16 protein-coding genes are annotated in these 16,965 nt (G+C 64.8%); 4 read left to right on the top strand and 12 right to left on the bottom strand.

The genetic code is table 11. From position 1 onward, the window contains the following. The coding region (locus QZT63_RS07210) for a pirin family protein (RefSeq protein ID WP_290649855.1) at positions 1 to 302 on the bottom strand (302 nt) is incomplete at its 3' end. Further along, positions 299 to 844: a pirin-like C-terminal cupin domain-containing protein gene (locus tag QZT63_RS20015; protein WP_366636281.1), complete on the bottom strand. Its 546-nt coding sequence runs from the start codon at positions 842 to 844 to the stop codon at positions 299 to 301. The genes QZT63_RS07210 and QZT63_RS20015, both read right to left, overlap by 4 nt. On the opposite strand from QZT63_RS20015, the gene QZT63_RS07215 reads away from it, so the two are divergent. Continuing rightward, complete coding sequence (locus tag QZT63_RS07215) at positions 794 to 1,705, top strand: LysR family transcriptional regulator (RefSeq protein ID WP_366636284.1); 912 nt, start codon at positions 794 to 796, stop codon at positions 1,703 to 1,705. The two genes, QZT63_RS20015 and QZT63_RS07215, sit on opposite strands and share 51 nt — an antisense overlap. A 67-nt stretch (positions 1,706 to 1,772) precedes the next feature. Here QZT63_RS07215 and ycaC read toward each other — a convergent pair whose 3' ends face one another. From ycaC to QZT63_RS07235, 4 genes are all read right to left on the bottom strand, one after another. Then, entirely contained in the window at positions 1,773 to 2,396 is a 624-nt protein-coding gene (gene ycaC, locus QZT63_RS07220; protein ID WP_290649859.1) for an isochorismate family cysteine hydrolase YcaC, read from the bottom strand. 340 nt (positions 2,397 to 2,736) lie between these two features. Next, entirely contained in the window at positions 2,737 to 4,107 is a 1,371-nt protein-coding gene (locus tag QZT63_RS07225; RefSeq protein ID WP_290649861.1) for a DUF945 family protein, read from the bottom strand. Positions 4,108 to 4,218: 111 nt separating this feature from the next. Further along, positions 4,219 to 5,496 (bottom strand): O-acetylhomoserine aminocarboxypropyltransferase/cysteine synthase family protein, encoded by a 1,278-nt coding sequence (locus QZT63_RS07230; protein WP_290649863.1) that lies wholly within the window; start codon positions 5,494 to 5,496, stop codon positions 4,219 to 4,221. 10 nt (positions 5,497 to 5,506) lie between these two features. Beyond that, positions 5,507 to 5,980, bottom strand: coding sequence for a CoA-binding protein (locus QZT63_RS07235; RefSeq protein ID WP_366636290.1), 474 nt, complete (start codon positions 5,978 to 5,980; stop codon positions 5,507 to 5,509). 229 nt (positions 5,981 to 6,209) lie between these two features. Between QZT63_RS07235 and QZT63_RS07240 the strand changes: the two genes are divergently transcribed. Beyond that, positions 6,210 to 6,998 carry an enoyl-CoA hydratase gene (locus QZT63_RS07240; protein WP_290649865.1) on the top strand — a complete coding sequence of 263 codons (789 nt, stop codon included), beginning with the start codon at positions 6,210 to 6,212 and terminating at the stop codon, positions 6,996 to 6,998. 71 nt (positions 6,999 to 7,069) lie between these two features. Here the strand turns inward: QZT63_RS07240 and QZT63_RS07245 are convergent, their stop codons facing one another. After that, a complete protein-coding gene (locus QZT63_RS07245; RefSeq protein WP_290649867.1) occupies positions 7,070 to 7,855 on the bottom strand; it encodes an enoyl-CoA hydratase in 786 nt (261 codons plus the stop codon). 131 nt (positions 7,856 to 7,986) lie between these two features. Next, the gene (locus QZT63_RS07250; RefSeq protein ID WP_290649869.1) at positions 7,987 to 9,198 is read right to left on the bottom strand and encodes a pyridoxal phosphate-dependent aminotransferase; all 1,212 of its coding nucleotides are present in this window, start codon (positions 9,196 to 9,198) and stop codon (positions 7,987 to 7,989) included. A 334-nt stretch (positions 9,199 to 9,532) separates the two neighbouring features. Between QZT63_RS07250 and QZT63_RS07255 the strand changes: the two genes are divergently transcribed. Both QZT63_RS07255 and QZT63_RS07260 read left to right on the top strand, forming a co-directional pair. Continuing rightward, positions 9,533 to 10,510 (top strand): D-2-hydroxyacid dehydrogenase, encoded by a 978-nt coding sequence (locus QZT63_RS07255; RefSeq protein ID WP_290649871.1) that lies wholly within the window; start codon positions 9,533 to 9,535, stop codon positions 10,508 to 10,510. A gap of 68 nt (positions 10,511 to 10,578) precedes the next feature. Then, entirely contained in the window at positions 10,579 to 12,030 is a 1,452-nt protein-coding gene (locus QZT63_RS07260) for an NAD-dependent succinate-semialdehyde dehydrogenase (protein WP_290649873.1), read from the top strand. A 104-nt stretch (positions 12,031 to 12,134) separates the two neighbouring features. On the opposite strand, the gene QZT63_RS07265 is transcribed toward QZT63_RS07260, so the two are convergent. From QZT63_RS07265 to QZT63_RS07280, 4 genes are all read right to left on the bottom strand, one after another. After that, entirely contained in the window at positions 12,135 to 13,067 is a 933-nt protein-coding gene (locus tag QZT63_RS07265) for an AEC family transporter (RefSeq protein WP_290649875.1), read from the bottom strand. 75 nt (positions 13,068 to 13,142) lie between these two features. Then, positions 13,143 to 13,808, bottom strand: a complete 666-nt coding sequence (locus QZT63_RS07270) for a methyltransferase domain-containing protein (protein ID WP_290649877.1) — start codon at positions 13,806 to 13,808, stop codon at positions 13,143 to 13,145. A gap of 196 nt (positions 13,809 to 14,004) precedes the next feature. Beyond that, a complete protein-coding gene (locus QZT63_RS07275; protein ID WP_290649878.1) occupies positions 14,005 to 15,270 on the bottom strand; it encodes an aminotransferase class III-fold pyridoxal phosphate-dependent enzyme in 1,266 nt (421 codons plus the stop codon). A 127-nt stretch (positions 15,271 to 15,397) separates the two neighbouring features. Beyond that, positions 15,398 to 16,573 carry an isocitrate/isopropylmalate family dehydrogenase gene (locus QZT63_RS07280; RefSeq protein ID WP_290649880.1) on the bottom strand — a complete coding sequence of 392 codons (1,176 nt, stop codon included), beginning with the start codon at positions 16,571 to 16,573 and terminating at the stop codon, positions 15,398 to 15,400. Between the last annotated feature and the right edge of the window lie 392 nt (positions 16,574 to 16,965).

A 16,965-nucleotide genomic window follows, 5' to 3' on the forward strand; every position in this document is an offset into this window, starting at 1 on the left:
ATCACCTGGTCCGTGCCCAGGCTGTCGCGATGGTGCAGGTCACCGTCGTACAGGTACGTGACCGTGCCCAGGCCGATGTGCGGGTGCGGTCGCACGTCGATGCCCTGGCCAGTGAGAAATTCGGCGGGTCCCATCTGATCGAAAAAGATGAACGGGCCGACCATCTGCCGCTTCGGCGCGGGCAGTGCACGGCGCACCTCGAAACCGCCGATATCCCGCGCCCGCGGGACGATGAGGGTCTCGATGGCGTCGATGCCGATTTCATCCGGACAACCCGGTGTTAGTGCGGGATTCCAGCTCATGGTGAGTGTCTCCTGTGGCAACGCGTAACCGCTCTGCCCGGGGCAGCGCGGCACCTAATCCTGGTCTGAATACAAAGTTTAGTGTCCCGTAACCACCCAGCCACCAGACCATCCCTCCGGCGTATGGGGGATTGAGGCAGCCGGAGCTGATTCATGCCCTGGCGCCGCCGGGCAACCGCTTGTGACGGGTCGGCCAGCGCGCGCTCGATCTCGTGCTGATGGTTCATCACAAACGGGCCATGGCCAACAATCGGTTCACCAATCGGCTCACCGCTCAACAGCCGCGGGCGGGGGTCATTGCTCGCCTCCAGCGAGACCGCCGCTCCATCGCGGTCCAGGATCGTCAGATCGGCATCGCGGGCGATGGATGCGTCATTGACGAGCACGGTGCCCTCCAGAACGGCAACCGCCGCCGGCCAGCCGTCCGGCAGGCGCAGCGAGTGAGTAGTCACTACAATTACACCAGAGCGTTCACCAGGGAGAACGATGGCGTGGATTACGATCTGAACGATCTCTACTTTTTCGTGCAGGTTGTCGACCACGGCGGGTTCGCGCCCGCCGGGCGCGCCCTGGGCATGCCCAAATCCCGGCTTAGCCGCCGCATCGCGCTGCTGGAGGAGCGGCTGGGTATTCGCCTGATTCACCGCACCACGCGCCAGTTCGCGGTCACCCCCGTCGGCGAGACCTACTACCGCCATTGCAAGGCCATGCTTGTGGAGGCCGAGGCGGCCGAAGAGGCCGTGGAGACCACCCGCGCGGAGCCCCGCGGCACCGTGCGGGTGAGCTGCCCTGTAGCCCTGCTGCAGTCCTACGTGGGTGACATGATCGCCGATTTCATGCAGCGGTACCCGCTCGTCAACGTGATGCTGGATGCCACCAACCGGCGGGTCGACGTGGTGGGCGAAGGCGTCGATGTGGCAATCCGTGTACGCCCACCGCCGCTGGAGGATAGCGACCTCGTCCTGCGCGTACTCACGGACCGCAGCCAGTGTCTCCTGGCATGCCCCGCCCTTGTGGCACGGCAGGGCGGCGAGCCGGCCGCGCCCGAGGAGCTGCGCTCCTGGCCCAGCCTCGGCCTCGGCAGCCCTCAGGAGGAGTTCGCGTGGAACCTGTTCGGACCGGAAGACAAGCCCGTTGCGGTACCCCATGCCCCGCGGCTGGTTACCACCGACATGAGTGCCCTGAGGAAGGCCGCTGTCGCAGGCATCGGCGTGGTCCAGCTCCCACGCATGATGGTTCACCCGGAACTTGAGGCCGGCCACCTCGTGCCGATTCTGCCAAGCTGGACGCCGCGCCGCGAGATCGTGCATGTGGTGTTCCCGTCGCGACGCGGTTTGCTCCCTGCAGTCCGGGCGCTCATTGATCATCTCGCCGACGCATTCAACGCCGTCAATGAGAATTGAGCCTGACGCTGGCGCGAATGCACGCCGCGGGGTCATCCAGCCCCACGGCGGCCATGCAGAGTCAGCCTCACGCCTTGGCGAAGTAGCTGGTCATCAGGTTCCGATAGTTCGGAATGTGATTGGAAAACAACTGGCCGAGCCCCTCGACGTCGTTTCTCCAGTCACGGTGAAGCTCGCACGCCATCGCGAACCAGCTCATCAACTGCACACCGGCCTGTTGCATGCGATACCAGGCCGCATCCCGCGTGACCTCATTGAAAGTGCCGGACGCGTCCGTGACCACGTACACATCATAGCCTTCCTCCAGGGCACTGAGCGCGGGAAACGCCACGCAGACCTCCGTGACGACACCGGCAATGATGAGCTGCCTCTTGCCCGTCGCCTTGACGGCGTTCACGAAGTCCTCGTTATCCCAGGCGTTGATGTTGCCGGGGCGGGCAATGTATGGCGCGTTCGGGAATGTCTCCTTCAGTTCCGGGACCAGAGGGCCGTTGGGCCCTTCCTCGAAGCTGGTCGTGAGAATCGTCGGTAACCCGAAATAGTCACCGCATGCAGCGGTGGCAAGGACGTTGTTTTTGAACTCGCCGGGGGAGAAGTCCTGCACCAGCGAGATCAACCCCGACTGATGATCGACGAGCAACAGGGTTGCGTCGTCGCGGTCGAGCCGCTTATAGGTGTACCCGTTCGCCATGGAAACCTCCTTCAGTGTGATTTCACTTCCAACCAGCCAATCGCGTCAGGTCGAGTCCGATTCAGGACGTCCGCATCAGTGTTGCCAAACGGCGTATGGGCGGTGGGGGCGTCCTTCCTTGCCACGCCTCGTATGTCGGGTCGCGGCGCGGACCCACCTCCCGGCGGACCCTCGGCAAAGTGTAGAGGCGGGAATCGTTGGGTGTGTAGGCGTACAGAAGGGACACAGCGTTCCCTCTGCAGGACGGCCGGCAACGACCGCCTCGCGCGGCGTGGCCAGGCTGAACGGGGTGGAGACGAGCACGGCGAGCATCAGCTTGACGCCAGGGCGCCAGCCCCGTCTAGGGCATCAGAAAACCGCCGATGAGCCGCCAGACGGACCCCAGGCGCTGGTCGTTGGCGTACACGCTGCCATCGCGCAGGGCCAGCTCGGAGCGGTAGCCACCGTTCTCAGGGACAATCAGCCCCTGCTCCAGGAGCTGGTCCAGGGTCTGATGATCACCCGCCGGCGCGCGTTCGTTGGTCATGGCCAGCAGGGACTCGAACCAGGCTTCCGGGCCGGCCACCTCGAGCTCCAGCCCCAGCCCAGAGACGATCGCAAACGGGTTGTTCATGCTGGGCTCACGCCCCGACCACCCCGCACGCATGCGCCCGCGCAATGCGTCATCGTCCAGGCGGCCCACGTGCAGCTCTTCGACGGCCAGTTCCGGATTACGGCGGAGGAATTCCGGCAACAGGCTCACGACGCGCATGGTCAGCTGTTCGTCGCTCATGTGCCCGCGCTCCACCGCGTCGCGCCATTCCAGGACCTGCTGCAGGGCGCCCTGGTCGATATTGCTGGCGCGCAACCGGACCCTGCTGCCCTCCAGGCTGAGCTCAGGCGTACGGGAGGCATCGCTGGCAAGCAACAGATCCGCGTGCACGACACCGTCCTCGGCATCGCTGGTCCACATGATCTCCAGCCCGTCCACTTCCAGGGGCTGAGCGCCGTCGTCGAGGCGCAGCCGGCCGACATGCATCCGCGTGGCACCGACCCACAACTGAGGTGATAGCGCCCGGGCCTCACCGTCCAGCCGCGCATCGGCGATATCGAACCGGCCCGCGGGGTGGCCAATCAGGACGTCATCCATGTAGGCCTCGAGCGTCACCTGGTCGAGCGCCGCTTTCAGGTGCGCCGTTCCGTGCACACCCGCCAAGCGCACCATCATGCCACCCTCGCGCCAGTCCATATCCGGCACGCGGTAAGCGACGACGCTGTTGCCATCAAAATCCACCAGCGTCTCGGAGGTCAGCAGTGGCTGATCCGGCGCCAGCGCGGGGAAGGCGTCAGTCAGTGTGTCACCTGGAAACAACCGACTCTCGATTCGGGCCGCGCCAAGGGTGCCGGTGCCAGCAAAAAACACTGGCCCATGGTCGATGGTGTCCTCGAGCCGGAATGTCAGCGCTTCACTGTCGGCGAACGCATGCGACAACCATTCACGGACGGTTCTCGCCACCTGACCATCGACGACCACCTCGCTGCGCGCCCTGGACTGCCGAAAGCCCCGGTCGTACGCCAGCGCGCGCACCTCGATCGATGGGTCCTGGGCCAGAAGCCCACGAGCGCTCTCATACTCCCGCTCGGCGATACCTCCGGCCCAATAGGCACCAAGACCCATACCGCCAAGGGCGAGCCCGGCCAACACGACGACGATCAAAATAAAACGCTTCATGGTTCCTTCCAGACTACGGTCCCGATGCGCGCCACCAGTGCGCGGCAGCATAACCGGCGCGGACTCCCCGGGGCAGCTCCAGCCCCGGTGCGTGGCTCACCATGCACTTGCTCAAGCGCGCAGGGCCTGATCGATATCCCAGAGAATATCGTCTGCCGTCTCGATGCCCACGGACAGGCGGATCATGTCCGGACTGACACCGGCGGTCAGTTGCTGTTCCGCGTCCATCTGGCGGTGGGTCGTCGATGCGGGGTGGATCACCAGGGTCTTGGCGTCGCCGACGTTGGCCAGATGGCTGAGGAACTGGCAGCTCTCGATAAAGCGCACCCCGGCCTCATGACCGCCCTTGACGCCAAAGGTGAGGATTGCCCCCGCCCCCCGGGGCAGGTACTTGCGGGCCAGGGAATGATAGGGATTATCCTCCAGGCCGGCGTACTTGACCCAGCTCACTTGGGGGTGCTCGTGGAGGAAGCGGGCAACGCGCATGGTGTTCTCGCAGTGGCGTTCCATACGCAGGGGTAAAGTCTCCACCCCCTGAATGAGCAGGAATGCGTTCATGGGTGAGAGCGTCGCTCCCAATGTGCGCAATGTCTCCACGCGGCACTTGGTGATGAAGGCAAAATCGCCAAAGGTTTCGTAGAAGCGCACGCCGTGGTAGCCCTCGGACGCTTCCGTCATCTGCGGAAAATTGCCGTTATCCCACGGGAACGTGCCGGACTCCACGATCACGCCCCCCAGGGTGGTGCCGTGGCCGCCGATGAACTTGGTGGCAGAGTGGACCACGATGTCCGCCCCGTGTTCCATGGGCCGGCACAGGTGCGGGCTCGGCAGAGTGTTGTCCACCACGAGCGGAACACCAGCTTCATGGGCGATCGTCGCCACCGCCTCGATATCGAGCACGTTGCCCAGGGGGTTGCCGATGGTCTCGGCGAACAGACAGCGCGTGCGCGCCGTGATGGCCCGGCGGAAATTCTCAGGGTCGTCCGGATCCACAAAGTGGACGGTAATGCCGATTTTACGGAACGTCACGTTGAATTGACTGAACGTACCGCCGTAGAGCGTGCGCGCTGCGACGATTTCATCGCCTTGTTCGCACAGCGTAAGCAGCGCAGTCATCTGCGCGCTCATACCCGAGGCGACGGCCAGACCGGCGCGCCCGCCCTCCAGGGCGGCGATGCGCTCCTCCAGCACGGCGGTGGTGGGGTTGTTCATGCGCCCGTAGATGTTGCCAAAGGTCTGCAAGTTGAACAGGCTTGCAGCGTGATCCGTGCTGTCGAACACGTAGGACGTGGTCTGGTATATGGGCACGGCGCGGGCGCCGGTCGCCGCATCAGGAATGTGCCCGGCATGCAGGCACAGGGTCTCGAATCCGAATTCTCTGTCACTCATGGGCTTGCACCTAGAACGGCACGTGGGATGGACGCTTGGATGAGATCACGCGCGTATTCACGCCCATCCAGTTGAGGCCGCCGAAAAACCGGCCGTACTCGATCTTCATACAGCGGTCCATGACCACCTCAAGCCCGGCCTCGCGCGCCCGTGCAGCGGCCTCCTCGTGGACCACCCCGATCTGCATCCAGACCACTTTGGCACCGATGGCAATGGCGTCGTCGACCAGAGCGGGAACTTCCTCCGGCCTGCGGAAGATGTCAACCACGTCCACCGGCTCGGGAACACTGGGCAGATTCGGGTAGCTCCTGCGGCCCAGGACCTCGGGGTAAGCGGGATTCACGGGAATTACGTTATACCGGTGATCCAGCAGGTACTTGGCTGCGAAATAGCTCGGGCGATACCAATTGGCGGACAATCCCACCACCGCCACATTGCGGTACTGTGTAAGAATTCGCCGCAACCGGCTGATCTCGTCCGCCATGTCGGCCCTCTCCTGTTGTTGTCGTCGAGTGGGCACCAACCCGCCGTACCGCCGGGGCACGGTGCTCAACGGATTCTCACCCACGGCGTGGTGGTCTGTCATCTCGCCACGGCGCGTCGGCGCAGCCATTCCACCCGGGGTGCAGACAGTGATAGGCTTAGTGCTCACACGCCGCGCAAGCCGCGCGGGCGCCGCTCGCGTGGTCTGGGGTTGCGCAACGGAGGATATCATGAGCCAACCCGCTCCTTCTGCCGAGACGCCAATCCGCGTGCGCCAGACCGGCGCCGTGGCCCGGGTCGGGTTCAACCAACCGCAGCGCTACAACCCGTTGAGCGCCGAGGTCATCGATGCCCTGCACCGGGCACTGGACCGCATCGCCGAGGATGACACGATTCGCGTGGTGATCCTCGATGCCGAAGGCAAGGGCTTTTGCGCCGGCCATGATTTGCGGGAGGTCCGCGGCATAGAAGCGCGCGCTGCGCACCAGGATCTCTTCGACCGCTGCAGCGCAATGATGCAGCGCGTGGTCAGCCTGCCGCAACCGGTGATCGCCCAGGTGCAGGGGATTGCCACCGCCGCCGGCTGCCAGCTGGTCGCCACCGCGGACCTGGCCGTCGCCGGCCGCTCCGCCCGGTTTGCCACCTCCGGCATCAACTTCGGGCTGTTCTGCAGCACCCCGGCGGTTGCCGTCAGCCGCGTGGTGCCCCGCAAAAAGGCCCTGGAAATGCTTTTCACCGGCAATTTCGTGGATGCGGAGGAAGCCGCGCGGATTGGGCTGGTTAACAGCGTTGTGGATGACGCGGCACTCGCGGAGACGACCACCGCCCTGGCGGAGAACCTCGCAGCGAAACCCCCGGAAGCCATCCAGGCAGGCAAGGCACTTTTCTACCGCCAGAGCGGCGCGGACCTCAAGGCGGCTTACGACGACGCCTCGGCCACCATGGCGTGCAACATGGACACCGACGCCGCCCGGGAAGGCGTTGACGCTTTCCTGCAGAAGCGCAAACCGCGGTGGTAAGGACTAGTCTCCTGTAACCGCAATTCGTTTACAGGAGACTAGAGTGTGATCGGTTCCTGGGCCGGTTTGGGTCAGCTAAACCGGCTGAAATCCGGCTCGCGTTTTTCGAAGAACGCGGCGACCGCTTCCTGATGCTCCTCGGAGACGAGCCCGGCGGCGAAGGCAGCGCCCTCCTCGGCGATGACCTCCCGCAGCCGCTCACGATACACGACGCTGTTAATCAACCGCTTGGTCGCGCGCAACGCCTTGGGCGGCAGTGCGGCGAGGGCCTGCGCCTTACCCAACGCAGCCTGATCCAGCTCGGCATCGCTACAGCTCAGGGAGACAATGCCAAGCTCTCGGGCGCGTTCTCGATCGAAGGGTTCGCCCAACAACAGGGTATGACTGGCGCGCACCCGGCCAGCCAACATTGGCAGGACGTAGGATGATGCGAATTCGGGCACCAGCCCCAGGCGTGCAAACGGCAGCGCGAACCTAGCCGTATCGCTGGCGGCAACCACGTCGCAGTGCAGCAGCACGGTGGTCCCGATACCCACGGCGTGACCGCGCACCGCGGCCACCACCGGCTTGTCGAAATCCACCATGTCGTCGATGAGCTTCATGGCCGGGGCTTTCTCGCCGCTGGCCACGCGCTCTGCCGCCTTGGGCCCGAAATCCTGCAGATCGTTGCCGGCGGTGAAGTGATCACCAGCCCCGCGCAGCAGCACGACGCGAACGCTGCCATCCTCCCGCGCCGCGGCCATGGCCTCGCGGATGGCATCGTACATGTCGCCGGTAAGGGCGTTGCGCTTCTCCGGGCGGTTGAGGGTCACCGTCAGAATGCCCTCGCCGCGCTCGGTCACGATAGCACTGGTCATTGGGGTCTCCCGGAATTGATGCTCCCAAGGCTATGGAAACCGACCTGTCTCCGCCGCCCCGAAGTCAGTGAACCACCGACTCCGTCGATACTCATGACCCCGCGCGCGGTGCCCCGCTCAGGCTCGCGTGGTCAGAAATCCTGCTTGGCGAGCCAGGGCACCATTCGCTCGAAGGCGGCCTCGATCTTGTCGATGGAGGTGGAGTAGCTAATCCGCAGGGAATTGCTGCAGTGCTCCCCGAAGGCATCCCCCGGCACGGTGCAAACACCGGTCTCCTGCAGCATGCGCAGGCAGACCTGGTTGGCGTTGGCGCCGTGGGGCAGCGACGGGAAGATATAGAACGCCCCCTGGGGCCAGTACCCCGTCAGATGCGGAGTGTCGCTGACCAACTGCACCACGCGATCGCGACGCAGGGCGTATTCCTCGACCATTTCGTCCACGCAGGAGCGATCCCCCTTCAGCGCGGCGATGCCGGCCCACTGCGCGGGCGTGTTGGCGACCGTGGTGGTAAACATGTGATAGCGACGCAGCTTCTTGATCGCCCCCTGGCTGGAGATGATCCAGCCAATGCGCAACCCCGCCATACTGTAGGTCTTGGAGAAGCTGCTTACGGTCATGACGTTGTCGAGATCCACCGCATGGCGGAGCACGCTCGGGTAGACCATATCGTCGAGTATCAGATGGTCGTACACCTCGTCGCTGAAGATGTAGATCCCACGGTAGGCCGCTTCCTGGCAGATGGCTTCGATAGTCTCCGCCGGGTAGACGGTCCCGGTGGGGTTGCTCGGCGAATTCAGCACGATGCCATAGGTGCGCATGCCGATACTGTCGATGACCTCCTGGGGGTCAAGCTGATGACCGTGCTCCGCCCGCGTCGGGATGTACTTGACCTCGCCACCGTTCATGCGGATTAGGGGCGCATAGAGCAGGAAGGTCGGGTCCGTCACAATGAATTGACGCCCGGGCGCCGACGTTGCGGTGAGCGCCAGGTACATGGCCTCCGTGGCGCCTGCGGTGATGAGGATGTTCTCCTCGGTGATGGGCCGATTGTAGCGCTGGCCATAATACTCGGCGAGCGCGGTCAGCAACTCCGGCAGCCCCGCATCCATGGTGTAGCCTGTGTGCCCCTCTTCCAGCGCCTCGATATACGCATCAATGATATGCCTGGGGGTGGGAAAGTTGGGCTGGCCGATGGACAGGTGGATGACATCGTCCATGCTTGCCGCAAGGTTGACCATCCTGCGTATTCCCGCGACCGGAATCGCACGCAGCGCTGGAGCCCAGCTGGCATCGCGAACTTCGTCGAGGTCTTGCGCCTCGGTTTCAGTGGGGTTGACTGCCATTATTCCTCCGCTTGACGCGACCGGGAGGGGCATCGGGCCCCTTCTAGAAAGCGCTGATCGATTCACGTTCTCTCCTGCGCGACGTACGCTCCTGCGCGGAAATGCCAGTCGCCCCAATTCACTGGCGGCACCGGACGTGGCGTTTCCTTCCAGCCGAGCGTATGCCCCTGAGTGCGAGCGGGTCAAGCACGCGCAAATCGACGCATGGCGGGGGCTCGCGGGGTGTCGGTTGACGCTCTCGCAGCCTCTCTATAACGTCACTGGGTACGGGCCGTCCAGCCCCCTTCTGGACGAGGCCATTCCCTTGTTATCATGTTACCCTTGGGAGTCCATCATGCAGCAACCGGTCGTCACCGTTCTCACTGCAGAAGACGAACCGCTCCCACCCGGTCTGGATGCCGTGGCGGACGCCGCGGAATTGCGCCTGGCCAATAGCCGGACAAGCCTTGAGCAGGCACTGCCCGGCACCGACGTGCTCCTGGTCACGGACTTCCGCACGGACATTCTTGCCGACTGCTGGCGCCTGGCGGACCGGCTGCAATGGGTTCACGCCACCAGCGCCGGCGTTGATGCGCTCATGTTTCCGGGCCTGCAGCACAGCGATATCCCCGTAACCAACGCCCGTGGCATCTTTGACCGGCCCATCGCGGAGTTCGTCCTCGGGCTTGTGCTGGCCTTCGCCAAGGATCTCCCGGCGTCCGTGCGCTACCAGGACCGCCACCAATGGCGGCACCGCGACACCGAGGAAATTCGTGGCAAGCGCGCCTTGATCATCGGTGCCGGCTCCATCGGCCGCCAGATCGGCCGGGTACTCGGCGCCGTGGGCATGGACGTTCACGCCGTGGCGCGTTCGGCCCGGGAGGATGATCCCGACTTCGGGCGCGTGCACGCCAGCCATGCCCTGCTCGAGCAACTCCCGAATGCCGATTACGTGGTGGTGGCCGCGCCGTTGACCGGTGACACCCGTGGGCTGTTCGGTGCCGAGGCGTTTGCCGCCATGCATCCGCGCGCCCGCTTCATCAATATCGGCCGTGGCCCGATCGTGCAGACGGACGCGCTGGTCGAGGCCCTGCGCAATCAGACCATCGCCGGTGCCGGGCTGGATGTCTTCGAGGAGGAGCCCCTGCCCGCCGACCACCCGCTCTGGGGATTTCCCCAGGCGATACTCTCGGCGCATATGGCCGGCGATGTGATCGGCTGGCGCGAGGCGCTCACGGAGCAGTTTGTGAACAACTTCCGGCGGTGGCGGGCCGGCGAGTCATTGCAGAATGTCGTCGACAAGCGCCGCGGCTACGTTCCCCCTTCGCGGTAACGCCGCTGGACGTGGTCGCGTTATCCATTCAACATAGCTTGACTATCGCTTGAAACCGAGGGGGCTCCATGCTCGATTCGCCATTGCTCAAGAATTGCCGGGGGTACATCAACGGCCAGTGGCTGGACGCCGATAGCGACAAGACCTTGACGGTCTACAACCCGGTCGACGGCGCGGCGCTGGCGCAGGTCCCGGCCATGGGACCCGCGGAGACCACCCGCGCCATCGAGGCCGCCCGAAGCGCCCTGAAAACGCCCGCGCCGCTCGGCAAACGCCGGGAATGGCTGCGGGGCATCGTCAAGGCCCTGGAGGCGAATCGGGAAGAGCTGGGGCGCATTCTGTGCATGGAACACGGCAAGCCCTGGAAGGAAGCCCAGGGCGAGGTGGACTATGCCGCCGGATTCTTCCGCTACTGCGCCGACAACCTAGAAGCACTGGAGCCGCGCGCGCTGAAGGAAAAACCGCGCAACTGCAGCTGGACAGTTTATTACCGCCCGGCGGGCGTAGTTGCGCTGGTCACGCCCTGGAACTTCCCGATCGGCATGATCGCCAAGAAGCTCTCCGCGGCGATAGCCGCGGATTGCCCATGCGTGATCAAGCCCTCGTCGAAAACGCCGCTGACCATGGTGGCCCTGTTCGCACTCCTGGACGAGGCCCTGGACCTGCCGCCGGGCAAGGTTAACCTGGTCACCGGGTCCGCCGGCCCCATCGGCGATACGCTCTGCGACCATCCCGACGTGCGCGTGCTGAGCTTCACCGGTTCCACGGAAGTCGGTCGTGAACTCATCGAGCGCACCGCCCTCCTGGTCAAGAAGCTCACCCTGGAGCTGGGCGGCAACGCGCCGTACATCGTCTTCGAAGACGCTGACCTCGATGCCGCGGCAGATAATCTGATCGGCAACAAGTTCCGCGGCGGCGGCCAAACCTGCGTTTGCGCCAACCGCATCATCGTGCACGAGAGCGTGGCCGAGGATTTCGCCCAACGCGTCAAGGCCCGCGCCAGCAAGCTCAAGGTCGGCAACGGCATGGAGCCGGACACAGACATCGGCCCGCTCATTGACAGAAACGGCTATGAGAAAGTCCGGCGTCACCTCACGGATGCCCTGGACAAAGGCGCCGAGCTGGTGATGGGCGACGTGCCCCCCTCGCTGGAAAACGACTGGGGTGGTTTTTTCCCGCCGACCATCGTGCTGGGGGTCACGGCGCAGATGGCTTGCTGGAAGGAAGAGACCTTCGGCCCGCTGGTGCCAATCGCCACCTTCAGTGACGAAACCCAGGCCATCGAGATGGGCAATCAGACCGAATTTGGGCTGGCCTCTTACCTATTTACCGCTGATGACGCCCGGGCCCAACGCGCGATTGCGAGCCTGGAGTTCGCGCACGTAGGCCACAACACTGGCACGGGCCCGGCGCCGGAAGCGCCATTCGGCGGCATGAAACAGTCCGGCTATGGCCGCGAAGGCGGTCTGGAAGGTCTGTTCGAGTTCATCGAGCCGCAGACGGTTCCACGCGGGGGCTGAAGGCCCCGGGTACCGTGCGTTGACGGTGCATCTGAAGAGGCGAGCCGCTTCGATAGTGCGCGAGGCAGCTTGCCGGCGCCGGGCGCTTCACGTGCGCCGTCCAACTATTCCAGGATCAGGTGCAGAACCGCGGAGACAGTCGCCACCGCGATGACCGTGGTGGCCAGGATCGCCGTCGACGCTCCCGCGACGTTCACATGATACCGTTGCGCCAGTACATACACGTTGGCTGCCACGGGAAGTGAAGCCATGATAACCAGTGCTGCCTGCCAGATAGGCGGCAGCCCCAGCAGGGTGGTCGTGCCCCAAACCAGCGCCGGGTGAACGATCAGTTTCACAACCACAATAAGCCCGGTCTCCCCCACCTGCTCACCCAGGGGCTGTCGCGCCAGGGTGGCGCCCAGGGCGAACAATGCCGCCGGGCCGGCAGCGGCCCCGAGCAGCTCCAGGTAGGCGAACACGGGCTCCGGCAACGACAACGCAAACGCACTCATCAGTGTCCCAACCACGGAAGCAACGATCAGGGGGTTGCGCACCACCCCCTGCGCCGCCGTGCGCACCGCTCGCAGGAGGCTGCCGGAACCCCCTTGGTCCACCTCGATGATGGCCGTGGCGATGCCGATCATGATGGCGGTGTCCACCACGATCACCACCGCCGCCGCCGGCGTCGCTTGCGGACCCAATGCTGCAATAACTAAAGGAAGGCCGACGAAGCCGACGTTGGCGAAGGTCGCCGCCAGCGCCTGTACCGCGCGGGTCCCCGCCCCACCGCCGAACACGACACCGGCGAGCCAGTAAGTCGCCGCGAACAGCACAGCACCCGGGATAAGCCAAGCCAGAAACAGCCTCGGATCGCCAAGGTCCTCGACCGGTGCCTGGGCAATGCTGCTCACAAGCAGCGCTGGCAGGGCGAAGAAGAAAACGAACTTGTTGAGTCCGACGATCGTCTCGCCGGGCATGAGGCGCGTGCGCCCGGCGATCATGCCGGTAAAGATCAAGGCGAAGAACGGCAGCGCGATGGTAAGGATTACTTCCACGGCGGCGATGCACCCCGATCATGCAGCGCACACCCCGGTCACCGGCGGCCGCCGAAGCCGGGCACGCAGCGTTGGTTAACCGCCGACAGCCGCCCGTGGCGCTGGGTCTTGTTCTGCCACCGCATCACCATTGCGGTAATGAACAAGCTTCCAGTAACCGAACAGGTTCGCCTTGCGCACCGACAACCGTTCAAAGCCCTCGTGATCGGGAAGGGTGTCCAGATCCATATCGGTGCGAAAACCCACAAGTTTCGACAGCGGCCGCAGGCCCCTCTCCAGGCGGCGCAGGACAGGATTCCGGGATGCGAAGTGGTTGATGATGAGGATATCGCCGCCGGGACGGCACACCCGCCGCATCTCGCTCACGAACCGGTCGGGGTTTGGCACCACCGATGCCACGTACATGGCCACCACGCTGTCGAAGCTATCGTCGGCAAACTCCAACGCCTCGGCGTCCATAACCAGCAGGTCTTCCACCTGACCTTCACACTCCTCCGCGACCCGGGTGTGCGCCTTGGCGAGCATCTCCGGCGAGATATCGATCCCGACCACCCGGCTGCGGCGATCGTAGAATGGGAGCGACAGCCCTGTGCCAACGCCGACTTCGAGGATCCGCTGGCCGGGTCGCTGATTGAGAACATCAACCGCGAACTGCCGCCCCTGCGCGAAAACGGGTCCGAAGACGCGGTCGTAATGATTGGCGTAACGGCGATAGACGTTGCGAATCGAAGCAAGATCCATGGGTCTCGGGTACTCCTCGGTTTGCACCGCAAACCAGTTCCATTGCTCTCAGTATTGCCCGGCGCGTGCCTGTTGCCCTCAGCGCAAGGGGGCCGTCGGAGACGCCGCCCGGCCCCCATCACCAGTCAGCGAAACTGCCCATCCGCGACCGGTCCGCAGGGTTCGTTTCCGCGTCCTCAAGGCGTCGCCGCTGTGCCTAGGCCGACGCCTTCAAGGCATCGGCGAAGATATTCACGGCCTCGTCAATCTGCTCGCCGTTGACGATCAGCGGCGGCAGCCAGCGTACAATCTGCCCACCGTAGGCACCACAGCGAATCATGAGCAAGCCACGCTTTTCGGCCTCCTGTAGGATGCGCTTGGCCCGCTCGCCGTCCGGGTTACCATCGGCATCGACCATTTCCGTGCCGATCATCAGGCCCTTGCCGCGCACATCGCCGATGGCCGGGTTGGCTGCCTTGACTTCGTCCAGGAGTTTGCGGAGGCGCTGACCCTGCACAGCGGCATTATCCACGAGTTTTTCGTCGTCATAGACTTCCAGTGTCGCCAGCGCCGCGGCGCACGCGACAGCATTACCGCCATAGGTGCCGCCCTGGGACCCAGGCCAGCCCTTTTCCATGATCTCCCGGCGCGTGGCCATTGCCGACAAGGGGAAGCCGCTGGCAAGCCCCTTGGCGCTGATGACCACATCGGGCGTCACGTGGAAGTGCTCGTGGCCCCAGAACAGCCCGCTGCGCCCGTAGCCGGCCTGAACTTCGTCCATGACCAGCAGGATCCCGTGGCGATCGCAGAGCTCGCGCACGCCCTGCATGAACGCGGTACTGGCGGGGACGTAACCTGACTCCCCCTGGATGGGCTCAATCAGCATGGCCGCCGTCTCCCGGGGCGCCGACTGGGTATGCAGGATGTTGTCCAGCTCCCGCAGGCAGAATTCGGCGGCAGTCTTTTCGTCCATGCGCAGGCGGTAGGTGTTCGGAAAGGGCGCCACGATCACACCACCCATCAGGGGTTGCACGCCCGCGCGCAGGCCGACGCTGGAACTGGTCGTTGCAAGCGAGCCCATGGTACGCCCATGGAAACACCCCTGAAAGGTAATAATGTTAGGCCGTCCGGTTGCCTGGCGCACCAGTCGGATCGAGGCCTCAACGGCTTCCGTGCCCGCATTGGAGAAAAAGATGGATGTGAGCCCTTCGGGCATGCGCTCGCCGAGTTTCGCCGCCATCTCACGCAACGGCGCATGCTGCACGATCGCGTACTGGCCGTGAATGAGCGTGGCGACCTGCTTCTGCGCGGCGGCAACCACCTTGGGGTGGCAGTGCCCCGTCGACGTGACGCCGATGCCGGAGGAAAAATCCAGGTAGCGATTGCCGGCTTCGTCGTAGAGGTACATCCCCTCTCCGCGCGTCGCGGTGATGCTGGAAGACTGCGTCATGAGCGGCGACAGATGACCGGACGCGTGGGCCATGGAAACCTCCTTTGAGGCGGGAGCCAGGTGAAATGAAGCCACGAGTTTACCCGGGCGCTCCCGTGGCTTCAAACCGGGAGATGCCGGTTTGAACCGCGTCGTCTCAGCGCTCGCTGTAAGGATTAAGTCAGGACAGGGCCGCGAGCACCGCATCGCCGATGGCCGTTGTCTCGCGCTGCATGGTGCCGTGAACCCGCAGATCCGCCTCAACGGCATTGCGCAACCGCTCGGCCGCCGAGGCGGCGCGCGAGTCCTCCTCGCCCATCCAGCCCAGCATCATCGCCGCGGTGAGCAGCATGGCCTGGGGGCCGGCCAGATTGCGCCCGGCAATATCCGGAGCGCTGCCGTGCGTTGGCTCGAACATGGGTGGTTGCCGCCGGTCCGCCGGGTTGAGGTTACAAGACGGGGCAACACCCATGCCGCCGCTGAGCACGGCGGCAAGATCCGTCAGGATGTCGCCTTGCAGATTACTGGCCACGACCACGTCGAACTGCCAAGGGCTCATGACAAATTTCATGCATGCCGCATCAACCAGTTCGTGGTGGGTGGCAATCGCCGGGTAATCCGCGGCCACCGCGCCAAACACCTCCGTGTACATCTCGCCCCAGTAGCGCAGCGCATTGCGCTTGGTGACCAGGCACACCTGGGCGCGGGCGGTACCGCCGAGCGGCAATGCGAACTCGCGACTGCGCCGCGTCCCCGCCTCGCGCTCCGCCGAGCGGGCCACGGCGCGCTCGAAGGCATGGCGGAATATGCGCTCGGCGCCGGCGCGGGTGAACACCTCCATCTGGGTGGCCACCTCGCGGGCGCTCCCCGGCGCCAACCGACCGCCCTGGCCCACGTACTCGCCTTCGCTGTTCTCGCGGATGACCAGCATATCGAGTTCCTTGGCCCGCTCATCCGCCAGATACTGCGGCGCCCCCTCCAGGAGCATGGCCGGGCGCTCGCAGGCCCACTGATCGAAGCCCTTGCGAATATCGAGCAGGGGCGCCAGCGACACGGCATCGGGGAGCAGGTGGCGATCAGGATCGCTCGTGGGGCCAGGGTCACCCAGGGCACCCAGGAGAATCGCATCGTACCCGGCGAGCACCGCCTTCCAGTCTTCCGGCATCATGGTGCCGTGCTCGCGATGCCACCGGTGCGATGGCCAGGGGAACTCGTCGAGGGTCATGGTCGGGCCGCCCTGCTCGCAAAGCGCACGCAACGCGCGCAGCGTCACGGACATGACCTCCGGACCAATTCCGTCACCGGGCAGCACAGCGATCTTCCACTGCTTGCGCCAGGCGCCGTCACGCTTCCACATACCTGCTGTCTCCTGCCGCCGGGCGGTTGTCGCCGCCGTGGAACTAAGCGCTCCCGCTCCATTAAGGTCACCGACCAGCGGTGAAATTGCAACCAGCACAGGCACCGCAGCGCCAGCAGTTCTAATTTTGCCGATCTGCCGTTGGCGCTGGCTCCGGGCCATCACTCCCGCGGTGGGTACGTGATGGAGTCCTGACTTGGCCCCGGGTCTGATCGAAGGGAGTAGGGTGCATTAGCGCGAGCGTAATGCACCGTCAAACAAACCGCGCCGCAGGCGCACAGGCGCAGGTTGAGTTGCGCGCCCGCGGCGCGATGTTATCGACGGCGGGTTACGCTGCGCTAACCCGCCCTACGGGTATGGCGTGCAGTCCTGCCATGGCACCGGGTCTGATC

It is taken from the genome of Aquisalimonas sp., from assembly GCF_007120195.1.
Lineage (GTDB): Bacteria > Pseudomonadota > Gammaproteobacteria > Nitrococcales > Aquisalimonadaceae > Aquisalimonas.